Source organism: Porphyromonas sp. oral taxon 279 str. F0450 (assembly GCF_000292995.1).
In the GTDB taxonomy this organism is placed as follows: Bacteria; Bacteroidota; Bacteroidia; order Bacteroidales; family Porphyromonadaceae; genus Porphyromonas; species Porphyromonas pasteri.
Genome location: NZ_ALKJ01000019.1, coordinates 418,538 through 435,265, shown reverse-complemented (window position 1 = coordinate 435,265; position 16,728 = coordinate 418,538). Strand labels below are relative to the sequence as shown.

The 16,728-nt window shown below is 55.3% G+C and carries 14 protein-coding genes; 7 read left to right on the top strand and 7 right to left on the bottom strand.

Features of this window, described 5'->3' with window-relative positions; all coding sequences use genetic code 11:
* Positions 1-43 precede the first annotated feature (43 nt).
* The 3 genes from HMPREF1323_RS05635 to HMPREF1323_RS05625 all read right to left on the bottom strand — a co-directional run bounded on the left by HMPREF1323_RS05635 (position 44) and on the right by HMPREF1323_RS05625 (position 3,476).
* Positions 44-811, bottom strand: coding sequence for a DUF5020 family protein (locus HMPREF1323_RS05635; RefSeq protein ID WP_009433006.1), 768 nt, complete (start codon positions 809-811; stop codon positions 44-46).
* A gap of 642 nt (positions 812-1,453) precedes the next feature.
* Positions 1,454-2,479, bottom strand: a complete 1,026-nt coding sequence (gene queG / locus HMPREF1323_RS05630) for a tRNA epoxyqueuosine(34) reductase QueG (protein WP_009433076.1) — start codon at positions 2,477-2,479, stop codon at positions 1,454-1,456.
* Positions 2,480-2,522: 43 nt separating this feature from the next.
* Entirely contained in the window at positions 2,523-3,476 is a 954-nt protein-coding gene (locus tag HMPREF1323_RS05625) for an HU domain-containing protein (RefSeq protein WP_009433192.1), read from the bottom strand.
* Between the two features lie 113 nt (positions 3,477-3,589).
* On the opposite strand from HMPREF1323_RS05625, the gene HMPREF1323_RS05620 reads away from it, so the two are divergent.
* Positions 3,590-4,846: a phosphoglycerate kinase gene (locus tag HMPREF1323_RS05620; RefSeq protein ID WP_009433108.1), complete on the top strand. Its 1,257-nt coding sequence runs from the start codon at positions 3,590-3,592 to the stop codon at positions 4,844-4,846.
* A gap of 317 nt (positions 4,847-5,163) precedes the next feature.
* On the opposite strand, the gene HMPREF1323_RS09005 is transcribed toward HMPREF1323_RS05620, so the two are convergent.
* From HMPREF1323_RS09005 to HMPREF1323_RS05600, 4 genes are read right to left on the bottom strand one after another with little or no spacing between them, the layout of a single operon-like run.
* A complete protein-coding gene (locus HMPREF1323_RS09005) occupies positions 5,164-6,015 on the bottom strand; it encodes a DNA-processing protein DprA (RefSeq protein ID WP_009432975.1) in 852 nt (283 codons plus the stop codon).
* Positions 6,016-6,022: 7 nt separating this feature from the next.
* Entirely contained in the window at positions 6,023-6,601 is a 579-nt protein-coding gene (rsmD, locus tag HMPREF1323_RS05610) for a 16S rRNA (guanine(966)-N(2))-methyltransferase RsmD (protein ID WP_009432921.1), read from the bottom strand.
* 6 nt (positions 6,602-6,607) lie between these two features.
* Positions 6,608-7,489 (bottom strand): DUF3822 family protein, encoded by an 882-nt coding sequence (locus tag HMPREF1323_RS05605; RefSeq protein ID WP_009433038.1) that lies wholly within the window; start codon positions 7,487-7,489, stop codon positions 6,608-6,610.
* Positions 7,489-8,127: a hypothetical protein gene (locus HMPREF1323_RS05600; protein WP_009433130.1), complete on the bottom strand. Its 639-nt coding sequence runs from the start codon at positions 8,125-8,127 to the stop codon at positions 7,489-7,491. Before HMPREF1323_RS05600 ends, HMPREF1323_RS05605 begins: the two co-directional genes overlap by 1 nt.
* A 116-nt stretch (positions 8,128-8,243) precedes the next feature.
* Here HMPREF1323_RS05600 and HMPREF1323_RS05595 point away from each other — a divergent pair, with 116 nt between their 5' ends.
* From HMPREF1323_RS05595 to HMPREF1323_RS05570, 6 genes are all read left to right on the top strand, one after another.
* The gene (locus HMPREF1323_RS05595; RefSeq protein ID WP_009433223.1) at positions 8,244-9,683 is read left to right on the top strand and encodes an ATP-dependent DNA helicase; all 1,440 of its coding nucleotides are present in this window, start codon (positions 8,244-8,246) and stop codon (positions 9,681-9,683) included.
* A gap of 854 nt (positions 9,684-10,537) precedes the next feature.
* Positions 10,538-11,842 (top strand): MFS transporter, encoded by a 1,305-nt coding sequence (locus HMPREF1323_RS05590; protein ID WP_044124079.1) that lies wholly within the window; start codon positions 10,538-10,540, stop codon positions 11,840-11,842.
* 35 nt (positions 11,843-11,877) lie between these two features.
* Entirely contained in the window at positions 11,878-12,876 is a 999-nt protein-coding gene (locus tag HMPREF1323_RS05585; protein WP_009433021.1) for a glycoside hydrolase family 130 protein, read from the top strand.
* A gap of 276 nt (positions 12,877-13,152) precedes the next feature.
* Positions 13,153-14,394, top strand: a complete 1,242-nt coding sequence (locus HMPREF1323_RS09110) for a pseudouridine synthase (RefSeq protein ID WP_009433007.1) — start codon at positions 13,153-13,155, stop codon at positions 14,392-14,394.
* 50 nt (positions 14,395-14,444) lie between these two features.
* Positions 14,445-15,842 carry an asparagine--tRNA ligase gene (gene asnS / locus HMPREF1323_RS05575; RefSeq protein ID WP_009433100.1) on the top strand — a complete coding sequence of 466 codons (1,398 nt, stop codon included), beginning with the start codon at positions 14,445-14,447 and terminating at the stop codon, positions 15,840-15,842.
* A gap of 170 nt (positions 15,843-16,012) precedes the next feature.
* Positions 16,013-16,534, top strand: coding sequence for an NAD(P)H-dependent oxidoreductase (locus HMPREF1323_RS05570; protein ID WP_009751918.1), 522 nt, complete (start codon positions 16,013-16,015; stop codon positions 16,532-16,534).
* Positions 16,535-16,728 lie beyond the last annotated feature (194 nt).

The following is a 16,728-nucleotide window of genomic DNA, read 5'->3' as shown; positions in this document are numbered from 1 at the left end:
ACTGATCAGTCCTAAGGGCTTCGCTTATTTGATACGTTCGGGGCTATTTACCGAAGCTCCATTTGAGGGCGAGTGTCGGTGCTACGAGCCACTGAGGGGCATCAACATTTTTCGATATGCGCACTTCGCTACCTATGCTGAGATTGAAGTCTGGTGCGACACCTGGGATCTTATTGAGGTTGCACCACACCTGTGGCTGCGACATGAACTTGAAGTCTGTGCCCCAACCGATGCGGGGATCCTTCTGATGCCACCAGCTGAAGAAGCCCGTAGCGGTGATGAGACCATTGCCAGGAGCGAACTTCCACACTCCGCAGAGCTCATAGTTGTGTGGCTGGGCAATCCCACGTATATACTTGTAGAGTGGGGTGAGGCTGAGCATCGTGCGACGCTCGGGGCTGAGGTAGGTGTAGGTCACCCCCGTCATGAAGGCATCATTGAGCGAGATCGCACGTGAGCCCACAGGTTCGGGAGCATTGGCATTGATGAAGCGCAGGCCGCCGTCATAGCGCACGTGCCAAGAGAGTGGACCCTGCCAAAAGCGTAGGTTGCGCATGAACTTCCAGTTGGCATTCACTGCTCCCTGCTGGAGGAAGGACATATCGACGAAGTAGAACGTATCGCCGAAGCGGTCAAGGCTCTGCTGCTCTACGGTCATCGTCATGCGCGGACGGTCAGCCTGTACCTTGGGGTAGAGGTAGCGACCCAGGTCATAGTGCAGCTGGATATTCTGCCCCATGGCGGGTACAGAGAGGAGGGAAAGACTCGTGAGGACGAGAGCCCGAAGGCCGAGGCGAAGGCTTTGTTTCATCTACGGATTAAGTGTGTTAAGCTAAGGATGGTGGTCATCTCGTGCATTCGTCTGCAAAGGTACAAGAACTGAATGGATTAGAAGAAGGTGGGTGATAATTCATCCAGGGATATATCCCCTTATAAGGGGAGTTTTAGGCATTCTTTTATTCATGATGGCCGTGAATCTATATTGGTCACTGGCTCAACCAATATGAGACTGTTGCCTCAGAGTCCTTCCCCCTACTAATCGTGCTAAGGCATCGTGTGCTCAGCTCCCCGATAATGCCCCTCCGAAGAGATACACAAGCCCTTCGCTTTATCGCGAGTGCTCCTCTTATCCAGCGGAGGAAAAAGTGTCCTTCTCGCGAAGAAAAAGCACCTTCCTGTAGTGGTTTTCTTCTATCTACGCACGTAGTCTTAAAGACCAGGCACGTCAATCCAAATATCCACGTACGTAGATATTAGATCCACGTACGTAGTCCAAACTTATTTGCCACTCGTCCATAACTTTTATCCCTACGCAGAGCAACGACCTAATAGTAGGTTGACCCGCTGACCAATATAGGTTGCTTTATTGATCAGTATAGTCTTATTCCTATACTACTCTGGGTAGCCCTTTTTTCGTCTGTTAGAGAGCTGATCCTATCTGGTCGAGTGTGGCTTAGCCCTCGGAGGTGGTATCGTCTGTGGTAGGGCGAATGAAGCGACGGACTGCGCTTGAAGTAGAAGCGGTGTCTATGGGCAAGGTGAAGTTGTCTCGCAGATCACGCATCGTGCGCTGTAGGCCCGCAAGACCTGCTCGCTTGACAGCTGTGCCAGCAAAGAGAGCTAAGTACTCTTCTTCGCTCATCGCTTCGAGCTCCTCGGGGGAGAGGGAGAGCAGGGCTTCGCGTGGAGTGTAGTCGGCGATGGTCGTGGGTCGAGCATAGCGGTTCCATGGGCAGCACTGCTGGCAGGCATCACATCCGTAGACCCGACGTCCCATGCGTTCGCGGAGTTCGGGGGGGATCTCACCCTTCTGCTCGATGGTGAGGTAGCTGATGCATCGGCGTGCATCGATACGCCCAGGCTCGAGGAAAGCCTCTGTCGGGCAGGAGATCTGGCAGCGCTCACAGCGTCCGCAGAGGTTGCGCATCGGGCTGTCCGTCGGTAGCTCTATGTCGATGAGAAGCTCACCCAAGACGAAGTAGCTCCCTGCACGTGGGATGATGAGTAGGCTGTTCTTTCCGCGCCAGCCAAGCCCTGCCTGCTCGGCCCAATAGCGCTCCATGATCGGTGCGGAGTCAGAGAAGGCGCGCCCTGTGACGGGGAGCTGTAGCTCGGAGCGCATGAAGGCTAAGAGTTGGTCAAGCCTTTTCTTGACGACCTTATGGTAGTCTCGCCCGTAGGCATAGTAGGCGAACTGTGGGGCTTCGGGGGCTTGCTTCGTCTCAGGGTAGTAGTTCATCGCTACCATGATGAGTGTCTTTGTCCCAGGGAGAAGCACGCGCGGGTCACTTCTTAGCTCACGATTGCGGGCTAAGTAATCCATATCACCATGGTAGCCCGTCTCGATCCATGAGTCGTATTCCTGCAGAATAGCTTCGGGGACAGCGCCGGCTTTTGCGATGCCACATGCAGAGAAGCCGAGGCGAAGGGCCTCGGCTTTAATCTGTGTGACGATGTCGTGTGGGGAGATGGACTCCACTTGTATGGAGAGGAGCTGCTGTCGTCTTGGGAGCAGCTAAGTCTTAGTTGTTGTGGAAGACCCACGCTGAGCGGTGGGCAGGATGCTCCTTCACCAGCTCGTTGAGGTAAGCATAGGCCTCAGCAGAGGAATCAAAGGAGGTAAGTGCAAGACGAATCGTGCGACCATGGGGAGAACGCAGTGCTGTGAGCGAGGCTTCGGGGAGGGTAGTGCGAGCCTGCTCTACGTAGGTCTGGATACGCTCCTCGGTGCGCTCGGTAGCGATGATGATATAGTAGCGGCCGTCCTGCTCGGTAGACCAGCGGAGGTTGCCTTGTTCGTCCTTGGCTGTGGCTTCGGTAGAAGCATCGACCTTCTTCTCCTCACCGAAGAGCTGGCGTGCCACTTCGACGGAAGGAGTGAAGCCTGCCTGATAGTGCTGCTCCGTCTCGACCTTGTTCCCCCAGGGGAGGAGTGCAAGGATGGCGATGACGACGGCAGCTGCATAGCCCAGCGCACGCTTGGGGAGGCGCAGGGAGATATAGCGGCTGTCCTGCTCGCTCAAGAGTGCTCGTCTGCTGCTGATCGCCTGAGGCAGTGTGGGGAGAGATAGGGGGGCATAGCCGTAAGCACTGGCGCTTGTAGCCAGGGCGGCGCTATCTGGCGTGAAGCTGAGGTGCCCTTCGCGGGAGAGCTGGAGCTCCCCGATGCCTGAGAGATGATACGTGCCCTGCTGGATGAGCTGGTGACGCAGCTGGCTTACTTCCTCCTCGAGTACGAGGCGAGCACGACGAAGTGATAGCCCCAGGAGAAGGGCATAGCGCTCCTCGAGAAGCCCATCGCTGTGGGTCATCTCGGCGTTGAAGTGGAGCTCGGCAGAGGGAGGGTAGGCCAGATGCTTGCTACGGTCATAGCTGGCGGGGAGCTTCTCTCTGATGAATCCACCCAACTGGGGTACGACGACGTACTCGTGGCGTAGTAGGAGGTAAGATATCTGCTCGGCGAGGCGACTATTCATACTCTTAGTGCATTATATATACTGTCACAAAGATAACGATAATAGCCATAAGTGCTCATAATTACGTACATTTGTGGGCAATTCAAGTAATGTATTATTAGCTCAATTACTCTATGACGATTGATCAGTTCAACTTCGCTGGTAAGAAGGCTTTCGTCCGTGTGGACTTCAACGTGCCCCTCGACGCAGACTTCAACATCACCGACGACACGCGTATCCGCGCTGCTCTCCCTACCCTCAAGAAGATCCTCGCTGACGGTGGCTCGGTCATCATCGGCTCTCACCTTGGCCGTCCTAAGAAGGTCGAGGATAAGTTCTCCCTCCGCCACATCCTCGCTCACGTGTCTAAGTGCCTTGGCGTCGATGTCAAGTTCGCTCCCGACTGCGTAGGTGAAGAAGCTCGTGAGCTGGCTGCTAACCTCAAGCCCGGCGAAGCTCTCCTTCTCGAGAACCTCCGCTTCTACGCTGAAGAAGAAGGCAAGCCCCGTGGCTTGGCCGAAGATGCTTCTGACGAAGAGAAGGCTGCTGCTAAGAAGGCGATCAAGGAAAGCCAGAAGGAATTCACCAAGAAGCTCGCTGCTCTTGCTGACGTCTATGTCAACGATGCCTTCGGTACGGCTCACCGCGCTCACGCTTCTACGGCGCTCATCGCTGCTTACTTCGATGCTGACCACAAGCTCTTCGGTTACCTCATGGGTAAGGAAGTAGATGCTGTGAACAAGGTCATGCAGGATATCCAGCGTCCCTTCACCGCTATCATGGGCGGCTCGAAGGTCTCTTCTAAGATCGACATCATCGAGAACCTCCTCGGCAAGGTAGACAACCTCATCCTCACGGGTGCTATGACCTACACCTTCGCTAAGGCTGCTGGTGGCAACATCGGTGCTTCCCTCTGCGAAGATGATAAGCTGGATCTGGCTCGCGAGATCGTCGCTAAGGCTAAGGCTAACGGCGTGAACCTCGTCCTCTCTACAGACTCGAAGATCGCTGATGCCTTCAGCAATGATGCTAAGACGGACTTCGCTCAGAACGATAATATCCCCGCTGGCTGGATCGGTATGGACATCGGCCCCGACAGCATCAAGGCTTATCGCGAAGTCATCCTTGGCTCGAAGACCATCCTTTGGAACGGTCCTACGGGGGTCTTCGAAATGGACAACTTCGCTGATGGCTCACGTGCTGTAGCTGCTGCTATCGCTGAAGCTACGGCTAACGGTGCCTTCTCACTCGTCGGTGGTGGTGACAGTGTCGCTTGCGTAAACAAGTTCGGTTACGCTGACAAGGTCTCCTACGTTTCCACGGGTGGTGGTGCGCTTCTCGAAGCTATCGAGGGCAAGAAGCTCCCCGGTATCGCGGCTATCGAAGGCTAAGCGAAGACATAGCTTCGGCTACCTCTTTTCATAAGGCGCTCCCCGCATTCGGCTGTCTCAGCTGGATGCGGGGAGCGCTCGTTTTGCTTGTCCGAGCACTCTGATCATAGCTGTCGGAGCGAGGGCAAAGGGGCTTCGTCGTAGAGCTGAAAGGGAGGTGAAAGATGAGCGTATATACAGCGATTTCCTTGGGTATATGCGGAAGAAAATTTCCGTATATGCAGAAATATTTTTTCGCATATACAGAAGTTTATTTTCGTATATACAGAAATTTCGCTGCGCATATACGGAAGTTTCCCTCCGCATATAAGGCGCTCTTACCAGGGCTTAGCGCGCCCAGATTGGAGGAGCTGTCTATTCCCCTCCAGCGAGGGGAGGCGGTCGGTGTGGGGAGGGAGTGCGAAGATCGGGCGGTGGTACCTTTCGGCGAAGCGCACGGTGTGCATCGTGCCGCTTTGGGCACCGCATTCGATGACGAGAAGCTCGGCGCTGAGGGCGGCTTGCAGGCGGTCACGAGCAACGAGGCGGTACGTGTCGACGGGCGTAGCCAGCGGATATTCGGAGAGCACAAGCCCCCCCGAGGCGATGATCTGATCTTGGAGTGCTTGATGTGCCTCGGGGTGTGCGCGGTCAAGGCCCGTGGCGATGACGGCGATGGTACGCCCTGTCGCTTCGAGTGCCCCGTGGTGGGCTGCGGCGTCACACCCATAGGCCAGGCCGCTTAGGATGACTCGCCCCTTCTCCGCCTCTTCGTAGGCTATGCGGTGGGCAGCGGCGAGACCTTCGGGACTTGGCTGGCGTGTGCCGACTATGCCGAGGATGGAGGCGGGACTTTGAAGTAAACCAAGGTCGCCCTTAGCATGGAGCAGCACGGGGCGCGCTCCGCCCAAGGCGTGAAGAGCTACGGGGTAGTCGCTGGTGAAGTAGGGGAGTAGTGTGATGTCCGCTTGACGACAGCGAGCGAGCTCCTCCTCGGCCAGAGGAAGGGCTCGCTCGATCATCTCACGATAGCAATCGATGTCAGTCGGTAGATCTAAGGGAAGTTCGGCAGGCTTAGCTTCGTCCGAGAGGAAGAGGCGAAGGAGCTTGCGTGGCGGAAGGCCCGCTGCTCGTAGCGCCAAGAGCTCCAAGAGCTGGGCTTCGCTGGTCGCTCCTTCCTCGTTGAGCATAGCTGGGCTATTCTTCGGCCTCGCCTTCATCCTCGTCTTCGGCGAGGGTGAAGATGGAGAAGTTGACCGAGCCATATTCGCGGTGCTCTGCGAAGTGGGGGAGCTCGGAGAAGTCATACGTGCCAGGATGCTCCACGACGACGACGCCGTCGTTCTTGAGGAGCCCTGAGCTAAGGATCATCTGCGGGAGGGTAGCGATCTCCTTCAGCTTGTAAGGTGGGTCGGCGAAGATGAAGTCGAACTGCGACCTTCCGCCCTTCGAGGTCTGGAGGTAGCGGAAGACATCGGACTGCAAGACCTGCAGGCGCCCCTCCTCCTTCAGCTCGCGAGCGATGGAGCGAATGAAGAGTGCGTGCTCCCGTCGCTGCTCGAGCGCGATCACACGGCTACAGCCTCGGGAGATGAGCTCTGCCGATATGCTGCCCGTCCCGCTGAAGAGGTCAAGAGCCGTGGCATCCTCAAAGTTGATGTAGTACTGAAGGACGTTGAAGAGGTTCTCCTTGGCGAAGTCTGTCGTGGGGCGGGCGTTGAAGCTCTTGGGTACGTCGAAGCGGCGGCGCTTGTACTTACCTCCGATGATGCGCATGTTCTCTTAAGCTTGTGGGGATGTGGCTGCCTCGCTCCCAGCGTGTGGAAGGCTACGGTAACCCTGGATGGTGATCTGTGAGATATAGGGGCGAAGCAGTTCGCTCGCCTCGCGGGCCGCTCCTTGGAGCTGTGCAAGTGCAGGGGCTTTCTCTTCCTCACTGAAGGCTATCGTGAGGCGGTCTGCATTCCCCTCAAGAGCGAAGTGGCGCCAGAAGGCGAAGGTGTAGAAGACGACTTCGCCTGCTACGATCTCCTCATTGTGCCCCGAGATGATGGGAGCGCTATTATATGCCTCGACTTCTCCGCCTGCGATGATGAAGAGGTCCATTGCACTGGAGCGAAGGAGGAGAAGGAGCTCACGTCCTTGGGCCGCTCTACTCTTCGACCGCTCTTCCTCTACTATGGGTGCGAAGTGTGGCTCGGGCTTGACAAGCAGGAGCGTGCGGCGAAGGAACTGATAGGCTTCGCGCTGCCAGCTGAGGACGAAGGTCTTCGCGTCGTCTGGGAGCGTGTAGCGTAGGGCGCTCAAGGCCTCACCTTGTCGTGACCCTGCAGCGTCCTCGGAGTGGGGGAGCCAAAGCTCATCTCTTCCCTCTTGCAGAAGGGACGTGGGGACAAGTACAGCCTGCTCAGGCTCATAGAAGAATTGGACGGAGCGGTAGGGGTAGCTGAGGAACTCATACGTGAAGTACAGCTCCTGCAGAACCTCGTAGACGGAGTGTGCCGAAGCCGATGCCTCGAGTCTCCCGCTATGGATGCAGCGGGGAGCATCGGCACCCTCCGTCCCTTCGGAGGTGATACAAAAAGCAAGTCCACCCGAAGTGGTTCGGATGGACAAGCTGTAGTGAGCAGCCTCAGCTGCTGTGATCTGTGGTATCGGAGTCATTACTCCCAGTTACCGTTCGTCTTAGCTTCGGTCAGAGAGCCGACACGAAGACCGGGGAAGGCGTTCGTCTTAGCCTTAGCAGCTTCGACCTTCTCACGTACACGACGCTCGTTCTTCAGAGGATTCAGGTAGCTTTCGTAAGAAGCTGATGCCTGGAAGACGGGCATCTGGATCTTCAGTTCGCCCACTTCCTGCTCGATAGAGCTGGCTACGACCTGGATAGAAGAGTCGGGGTTGTTGGGGATGATGAAGAGCTTAGCCAGATCCGTGCCGTCGTTCAGCAGGGTATCCTTAGCTGCGACCCAGACGGTGTCACGACGGATGAGCCCGCGACGAGCTGCATCTTCTTCGGTGAGGCCCTGGTCACGCATGGCGCTGGTGTAGTCGCCCTCTGCACGGATGTAGAATACACGACCATTCTGTACGAAGTCGATCAGCTCTTCCTTGTTGGCGTACTTGTCGTAGACGCTCTTGTAGGCTTCTTCAAGGCTTGCGATCTTCTTGAGCTGCTTCTGGAGCTCTACCTCAATCTTCTTCTGCTTCTTGTCGAAGGTTACTGGTGCCAGCACGCTCTGGATCGTGATGTAGGCAAGTGCCACTACGGCCAAGGCTACTAATGCGAGGATAACTTTCTTCATTGTTGGATCTATGTAGTAGTTTGAGTTAGACGAGTCTCATTGCGTGGAGCTACTAAGACCGTTCCTATGCCTATAATTCGTAACTTCACACGGACAAAGATAGAAATTATTATTACATGCCGTATACAGCGCTCCTTAGCGCCCTCAGCTCTCTTCCGCTGGATGGCTATACCAGCGACCAGCGGGAAGCACTGGGTACCCTTTACGAATATATAGAAGAGCCCTCGCCCTATGCGCTCTTCCTCCTCACAGGCTATGCCGGTACGGGAAAGACGTTCCTTCTGCGTACGATAGCTGATCTGGCTCAGCGAGCGGGTTTGCGTGTGGAGCTCATGGCTTCGACGGGCCGAGCTGCAAAGGTCTTGTCCGCCTCTACGGGTCGCCCTGCCTCGACGATTCACCGCACGATCTATCGTGCCTCAACGCAGATGCAGGAGGAGGGTGGAAGCTTTCAGCTGGGACGAGTAAGCGGGGCGACTCCGACACTCTTCATCGTCGATGAGGCATCGATGATCTCAGGGGATATGGGTGAGATGACGCCCTTTGGCTCGGGCAACCTTCTTGATGACCTCCTGTCCTATGTCTGGTCTGCGGATGAGGCTAAGCTCATCTTTGTCGGTGATACGGCTCAGCTCCCTCCCGTGGGTACTCCTCTCAGCGATGCGCTCAATGCAGAGGTCCTTACCTCACGCTACGGGCTCCATGTCTACGGGATGGAGCTGCGTGAAGTCGTGCGTCAGAAGCGTGGGGGGATCCTGCATAATGCTACCCAGCTCCGTGAGCTTCTGGACGAATATGCTGATGAAGATCCCGAGGAGATCCTGCCGATTCATCTGGAGACAGAGGGATGGCGAGGGATCTTCCCAGTTGAAGGCGGGACGTTCATCGAGAGGCTGGATGAGGCTTACCGCAAGTATGGGGAGGAAGAATGCTTGGTCATCTGCCCATCGAATAAGCTCGCCCTGGAGTGCAACCATGCTATCCGTAGCTCTGTCCTCTTCTATGAGGAAGAGCCTGTGGTGCGAGGTGAACGCCTCATCGTCGCTCGCAATAACTACCATTACACCAAGCGCCCCGACCGATCTGACTTCATTGCCAACGGTGAGATCATCGAAGTGCAGCGTATCGGTCGCCACTACTACGAGTATGGCCTGCACTTCGCCGATGCTACCATTTACCTCCCCGATCGAGATGACTCGCTGGAGGTGCGCCTCCTGCTTACTTCGCTCGAAGATCCCACTCCTCAGCGCACTCAGGCTGAGCGTCAGCGACTCTTTGAGCTAATCGCAGCAGACTATGCTGATATCCCTTCGGTCACGGATCGCCGAAAAGCTATACGCCGTGATCCCTTCTGGGGGGCGCTGGAGGTGAAGTATGGCTATGCCGTCACGGCACACAAGGCACAGGGGGGACAGTGGGCTTGCGTCTTTGTTGACCTAAGCTTCGTCGGCTACCTCCCCGAAGATCGCAATTTAGTTCGCTGGATTTATACGGCGATCACACGCGCTACGAAGCGGGTTTACCTTTTGGGATATCCCGCAGGTCTCGTAGACTAAATGCCTATTCTTCTCTCATTCTTAATCCCAAGATTGAGCTTGTCTGAGTATGGTACGCTTGCGGGAGCTGTATAAGGGTGAAAAATGAACCCGTGGAGCCTGTCGCTTCAGAGTCCAGTCCTCTATTTCGGGTGCTAAGGCATCGAACGCCCAGCTCACACCGATATGCCTCTCCGAAGAGATACATAAGCCCTTCGCCCTATCGCGCGTATTCCTCGTTATCCAGCGGAGGGAAAAGTGTCCTTCTCGTGAAGAGAAAAGCGTCTTCCCGTAGTAGTTTTCTTCTATCTATGCACGTAGTCTTAAAGACCAGGCACGTCAGTCCAAATATCCACGTACGTAGATATTAGATCCACGTACGTAGCCCAAACTTATCTGCCACTCGTCCGTAACTTTTACCCCTACGTGGAGCAACAACCTAAATATAGATCACCTCACAAAGCTATATAGCTTCGCACCGAAAGCTATATAGGAATCCAAGCAAAGCTATATAGGAATCAGTCCAAAGCTATATAGCTCTACTCCACGCACCCATATACCTATTCAGACCATTGTGCAAGCCCGCCTTTTCATTACTCGTACCTTCTACCCTTGGAAATCGGAGGCTTTAAGCTGAGAAGTCCGAAGGAGGAGAGTGCAAGCTGTGAAGAGATGGCCTTGTGCTTCGCTCGTGGGTAAACTACTTTCAGCGTAGCGAAAAAAGGTACGACTGCCTGCGCATCAGATAGGGTTATCTAATGCATCTCTTTGGCTTGCCTTCAAAGCCTGCAGAGATCCACTGGGTGTCGGCGCTTTTTTGCTATCTTTGGGCACTTCGAATTTGGAACAATAGCACGCTTACTCATCATTATTATATGGAAGAACAAACCCTTACTACAGAGGTGTCCCGCGCGAAGCGACGTAACCCCATTGCTTGGGTACCCAGCGTCTACTTCGGTATGGGGCTACCATACGTTGCTCTCTCGCTTGTCTCCGTCCTCATGTTCACTGACCTCGGTATTGACAAGGAGGCGGTGACTTTCTGGACCTCGCTCTTAGTCCTACCTTGGTCGCTGAAGCCCCTCTTCTCCCTCGTTATGGAGCTCTTCGGGACGAAGCGCCAGTATATCTATATCACCGAAGCGATCTCAGCCCTGATGTTCGGCTTGGTTTGCTTCTCGCTACCCCTGCCGAGCTTCTTCTCTATCTCTATCGCTCTGATGGGGGTGCTGGCTATTAGTGGCTCTATGCACGATATCGCTGGGGACGGGGTATATATGCAGGAGTTGAGCCCAGCAGAGCAGGGACAGTTCGCTGGCTGGCAAGGTGCCTTCTATAACCTCGCTAAGATCCTGACTAATGGCGGGCTTGTCTATCTGGCTGGCTACCTCTCGAAGAGTATGGGGCTGGAGAAGGCTTGGATGGTCATCATGGGGATCTGTGCTGTGCTGATGCTCGCACTTGCGCTATATCATATGCGTAGCCTTCCCCGCGAAGCTGCACGCGTACGCCGCTCTGCGGACGAGAGCTGGAAGGAGCTCGTTCAGGTCTTCATCTCATTCTTTGAGAAGAAGCACATCTATCTCTATCTGATCTTCATCTTCCTCTATCGCTTGGGCGAAGGCCTTGCGATGAAGATCGCTCCGATCTTCCTCAAGGATGAGATCTCTAAGGGTGGGATAGCACTCTCCAATGAGAACTATGGTCTGATCTATGGCACGGCAGGTACGATTGCCTTTATCCTCGGCTCCATCCTCTCAGGCTACTATATCTCGCACTTTGGTCTGAAGAAGACACTCTTCTCGCTGGTCTGTATCTTCAATATTCCCTTCGCTGTCTACCTGATCTTGGCTATCTTCCAGCCCTCTAACCTCTGGTGGATCGGTACGGGTATCGTCTTCGAATACTTCAGCTATGGCTTCGGGTTCGTCGGGATCACGCTCTTCATGATGCAGCAGATCGCTCCAGGGAAGTATCAGATGGCTCACTATGCTTTTGCTAATAGCTTGATGAACCTGAGTGTCATGGTGCCAGGGATGCTCAGCGGTAAGCTCGCGACGGCCTTCGGCTACCAGACCTTCTTCATCATCGTCCTCTTGGTCACGCTGCCAGCTATCATCATGGCGATTCGCCTGCCCTTTGCTCACGCAGTAGAGGCTAAGAAGTCCGACTCAAAATAGATTCTCAACTACTCCAATATTATATAGTACGTACAATGAGTGAACTTAAGATCGTAGGGCAAGCCCTACCCAACATGCCTTGGGAAGATCGTCCCGAAGGCTGTAAGGATGTCGTCTGGCGCTACAGTGCCAACCCCATCATCCCACGCGACCTGCTGCCTACCTCCAATAGCATCTTCAATAGCGCTGTTGTTCGCTTCGGCGAAGGCTATGCAGGGGTATTCCGCTGCGACGATACGAACCGCCGTATGCGTCTGCACGTCGGCTTCAGCGATGACGCGATCAACTGGAATATCAACCCCGAGCCTCTGACCTTCGAATGCGAAGACAAGGAGATCGGTGAGTGGGTCTATGGCTACGACCCTCGTGTCGTCTTCATCGAAGACCGCTACTATGTCACGTGGTGTAATGGCTACCACGGTCCTACGATCGGTGTCGCCTATACCTTCGACTTCAAGACCTTCCATCAGCTGGAGAATGCCTTCCTTCCCTTCAACCGTAATGGTGTCCTCTTCCCCCGTAAGCTGAATGGCAACTTCGCTATGCTTAGCCGCCCCAGCGACAATGGTCACACGCCTTTCGGTGATATCTTCTACAGCGAATCTCCCGACCTCGAGTACTGGGGCCGTCACCGTCACGTCATGTCTCCTGCTCCCTTCGAGGATAGTGCATGGCAGTGCACGAAGATCGGTGCAGGTCCTATCCCCATCGAGACGAGCGAAGGCTGGCTCCTGATCTACCACGGCGTACTGGCTTCGTGCAATGGCTTCGTCTATGCCTTTGGCTCTGCGCTGCTTGATCTCGATGAGCCTTGGAAGGTGAAGTTCCGCTCTGGCCCTTACCTCATCTCTCCTCGTGAGCAGTATGAGTGCATGGGTGATGTCCCCAACGTGACGTTCCCCTGTGCCGCTCTACACGATGCTGAGACGGGTCGTATCGCCATCTACTACGGCTGTGCAGATACGGTCACGGGTCTTGCCTTCGGCTATATCGACGAGATCGTCGAGTTCACGAAGAAGCACTCGATCATCTAAGCTCTCCGAGCATAGACTCCCCCTATAAGAAGAGGCGCATAGGTGTATCACTCCTATGCGCCTCATTGCCTTTATTTATAGTGCTCTCGCGGACCCTATATATCATATAATCTTATTATCTTTGCCACAGATATTTGGAGCCCACAGACCCTATGACGGCCCTGCACCAAGAGGGTGAGTGGCTGATGGGCTTATCTGGACGACAGACCAGTGGAGAGCCGAGAGGCTGTCCTCAACACCCTCAGACAAGTATAAGTATACAAAACAAGACCCCACATGGCAGACGAAAAGGAGTTCGCTCCTCGACCAAACCACAGTAGCTCCGAGGAGACTACCCAGCGCCCAGCTACTCGCGCGCGACGCGTACCTGCGGCCTCTACCGATGGACAGCACATCTCATCCACCCCTAACTCAGGGACCCCCACACGACGCAGACGCGTCTTCATCGTCTCCGAAGAGGAGCAGCAGATGCACACTGGACGTCCTGCTGCTCGCCCCTCGCGTGCAGAGCACTCCAACTACGACGGCTCTTACTCCTCCTCGGTAGAGCGCTCTCGCTACGAAGAGCGCTATCAGGCTGAGCGTGCCGATGGCCGCTATAGCTACAACTACAACCGCTCCGAGCGCCCCCATCGCTCTGTAGCCCCAGGTCAGCCCGGTGAGGGTCAGCCTCATAGGGGGAAGTATGCAGGCAAGGGTCCCAAGAAGGGCGGTCCATCTGCAGCACCTAAGGCAAAGAAGAAAAAGAAGCAGCCACAGCTCCCCGTACCCGTAAAGTACGAGGAGATCGTCGATCCATCGCAGGATCTGCGTCTCAATAAGTTCCTCGCTAACGCTGGGGTCTGCTCACGCCGTGAGGCGGATGCCCTCATCGCCGCAGGTGAGATCACGGTAAATGGCGTCGTTGTCACAGAGCTGGGCTCACGTGTTACCCGTATCGACGAAGTCATGTATAAGGGCATGTGTGTCTCGACCCAGAGTAAGGTCTATATCCTTCTTAATAAGCCTAAGAACTGTGTCACCACGAGCGACGACCCCGAATGCCGTCGTACGGTGATGGATCTCGTCAAGGGCGCTTGCGAAGAGCGTATCTATCCTGTCGGTCGTCTTGACCGCAATACTACGGGCGTCATCCTCATCACGAATGACGGTGATCTGTCCAGTAAGCTCACGCACCCCTCCTTCATGAAGAAGAAGATCTATCACGCATGGCTGGATAAGCCCGTCTCTGTGGAGGATATGCAGCGCATCGCTGAGGGTATTGAGCTCGAGGATGGTGAGATCCATGCTGACGCACTCAGCTACGTCAGCGAAGAGGACTTGAGCCAGGTAGGTATTGAGATCCATTCGGGTCGTAACCGTATCGTCCGTCGTATCTTCGAGCACCTGGGCTACCACGTCGTCAAGCTGGACCGCGTCTACTTCGCTGGTCTGACAAAGAAGAACCTGCCCCGAGGTCGCTGGCGCTACCTCACAGAGCAGGAGGTCAACAACCTGCGTATGGGTTCCTTCGAGTAATAGCTACTTGTCGACATCTCACCTCGCACACACCACTCAATCATACATCTATGAAACGTACCAGAATCATCGAGCTTCTTCAGGGCTCACTCGTTGGACAGCAAGTGAACGTCAAGGGCTGGGTCCGTACCCGCCGTGGCAATAAGGCTATTAGCTTCATCGCACTGAATGACGGCTCGACGATCCATAATATCCAGATCGTCGTCGACCTCACGCGCTTCGACGCTGATCTCCTCGCTAAGATCACCACGGGAGCAAGCCTCAGCGTGGTCGGCGAACTCGTCGCCTCTCAAGGTCAGGGGCAGAGCGTAGAAATACAAGCAAACGAACTCGAAGTCCTCGGGACGGCAGATCCCGCTACCTATCCCCTGCAGAAGAAGGGGCACTCGCTGGAGTTCCTCCGTGAGATCGCCCACCTGCGTCCTCGCACGAATACCTTTGGGGCGATCTATCGCATGCGTCACCACATGTCGATCGCTATCCATACGTTCTTCCATGAGCGTGGCTTCTTCTATGTGCACACGCCGCTGATCACGGCGAGTGATGCCGAAGGTGCTGGGCAGATGTTCCAGGTCACGACACTCGACTTGGACAACCTCCCACGTACCGAAGACGGTCAGATCGACTATAAGGAAGACTTCTTCGCTCGTCATACGTCGCTCACCGTATCGGGTCAGCTCGAGGGTGAGATGGCTGCGCTGGCACTCGGCGGTATCTACACCTTCGGGCCAACGTTCCGTGCGGAGAACTCCAATACACCTCGTCACCTCGCAGAGTTCTGGATGATCGAGCCCGAAGTAGCCTTCCTCGAGATCCAGGAGAATATGGATCTGGCTGAGGAGTTCATCAAGTACTGCGTGCAGTGGGCGCTTGATCACTGTATGGATGACCTGACGTTCCTCGCTGAGCACTTCGACAAGGAGCTCATTGATCGTCTGCGCTTCGTACTGGATAAGCCCTTCAAGCGTATGACCTATACCGAGGGGATCGAGATCCTCGAGGCAGCGGTCAAGGCTGGTCGCAAGTTCGAGTTCCCCGTCTATTGGGGGGCCGACCTGGCGAGCGAACATGAGCGCTATCTCGTAGAAGAGCACTTCCAGCGCCCCGTCATCGTCACCGACTATCCTAAGGAAATCAAGAGCTTCTACATGAAGCTCAACGACGACGGCAAGACCGTCCGCGGTATGGACGTCCTCTTCCCCAAGATCGGGGAGATCATCGGTGGCTCCGAGCGTGAAGCTGACTACGACAAGCTCGTACAGCGTGCACAGGAGGTAGGTGTTCCCGAGAAGGACCTCTGGTGGTACCTTGACTCACGTCGCTACGGTACGGCTCCTCACTCGGGCTTCGGTCTGGGCTTCGAGCGCCTGCTGCTCTTCGTCACGGGTATGGCTAACATCCGCGACGTCATTCCCTTCCCCCGTACGCCTCGCAACGCAGAGTTCTAAGTCGCGACGGAGTACCTGCTCCTTCGCACCACATACAGAATCAAGTCGGGCCGATTCCCTTGGGAGTCGGCCCGACTGCTATTTGGTCGGGCACTGGCTATGAACAAAAGTCCGCCCCCACGTATTATCTCTATGCGCTGCAGTCGTAGCGCATCCAAATATTTACCCCAATGAAAGTACTTGTTATCTATTCGCACTCTTATCACGACACCAGCCACGCTGGGAAGGTTATCCTTGACGTCTTCAAGGCACAGCCTGACTTTGAGGTTCGTAATCTCGAAGAGATCTACCCCAACTGTGCTCCCATCGATATCGCCCTTGAGCAGCAGCGCTTGGTAGAAGCTGACGTTATCATCTTCCACCATCCCATCTTCTGGTTCAACATGCCAGCAGGCCTCAAGCACTATATGGACAAAGTCTTCCAGTATGGTTTCGCCTATGGTAGCACGGGCGGCAAGCTCCGTGGAAAGAAGTTCATTCACTCCTATACGACCGGCGTTGGCGCAGCGACCTTCGCAGGGGAGCTGGGCGAAGTCCTGCCTGCAGCGCTCAAGGCTTCGGCTGGCTTCTGTGGTATGGACTATCAGGGTGCCTTCCCGCTTTATGGTCAGATGGCTCTGACGAATCCGAACGTGCCTGCCGAGGCGAAGGCACACGCTGAGCGTATCGTGGAATTCGTTCGCTCGCTCTAAGGTCTCTGCCTTTATTCCCTTCGAGGAAAGCCTCCAGCCGCTCCCTCACTGACGAAGCCCGTCAGTGGGGGAGCGGCGCTTTGTGTAAGGCCACTTGCGGAGTGAGTAAAGTCTGGGCGCTTTGCGAGGAATATACCTCGCTGTCGTAAGGAATATGCCTCGCCGTCGTGAGGAATATACCTCGCTGTCGTGAG

Excerpts from the sequence above, each read along its gene's own strand:
- HMPREF1323_RS05635 (WP_009433006.1), bottom strand. The coding sequence starts at position 811 with ATGAAACAAAGCCTTCGCCTCGGCCTTCGGGCTCTCGTCCTCACGAGT.
- HMPREF1323_RS05625 (WP_009433192.1), bottom strand. The coding sequence starts at position 3,476 with ATGAATAGTCGCCTCGCCGAGCAGATATCTTACCTCCTACTACGCCAC.
- HMPREF1323_RS05620 (WP_009433108.1), top strand. The coding sequence starts at position 3,590 with ATGACGATTGATCAGTTCAACTTCGCTGGTAAGAAGGCTTTCGTCCGT.
- HMPREF1323_RS09005 (WP_009432975.1), bottom strand. The coding sequence starts at position 6,015 with ATGCTCAACGAGGAAGGAGCGACCAGCGAAGCCCAGCTCTTGGAGCTC.
- rsmD (WP_009432921.1), bottom strand. The coding sequence starts at position 6,601 with ATGCGCATCATCGGAGGTAAGTACAAGCGCCGCCGCTTCGACGTACCC.
- HMPREF1323_RS05605 (WP_009433038.1), bottom strand. The coding sequence starts at position 7,489 with ATGACTCCGATACCACAGATCACAGCAGCTGAGGCTGCTCACTACAGC.
- HMPREF1323_RS05600 (WP_009433130.1), bottom strand. The coding sequence starts at position 8,127 with ATGAAGAAAGTTATCCTCGCATTAGTAGCCTTGGCCGTAGTGGCACTT.
- HMPREF1323_RS05595 (WP_009433223.1), top strand. The coding sequence starts at position 8,244 with ATGCCGTATACAGCGCTCCTTAGCGCCCTCAGCTCTCTTCCGCTGGAT.
- HMPREF1323_RS05590 (WP_044124079.1), top strand. The coding sequence starts at position 10,538 with ATGGAAGAACAAACCCTTACTACAGAGGTGTCCCGCGCGAAGCGACGT.
- HMPREF1323_RS05585 (WP_009433021.1), top strand. The coding sequence starts at position 11,878 with ATGAGTGAACTTAAGATCGTAGGGCAAGCCCTACCCAACATGCCTTGG.
- HMPREF1323_RS09110 (WP_009433007.1), top strand. The coding sequence starts at position 13,153 with ATGGCAGACGAAAAGGAGTTCGCTCCTCGACCAAACCACAGTAGCTCC.
- asnS (WP_009433100.1), top strand. The coding sequence starts at position 14,445 with ATGAAACGTACCAGAATCATCGAGCTTCTTCAGGGCTCACTCGTTGGA.
- HMPREF1323_RS05570 (WP_009751918.1), top strand. The coding sequence starts at position 16,013 with ATGAAAGTACTTGTTATCTATTCGCACTCTTATCACGACACCAGCCAC.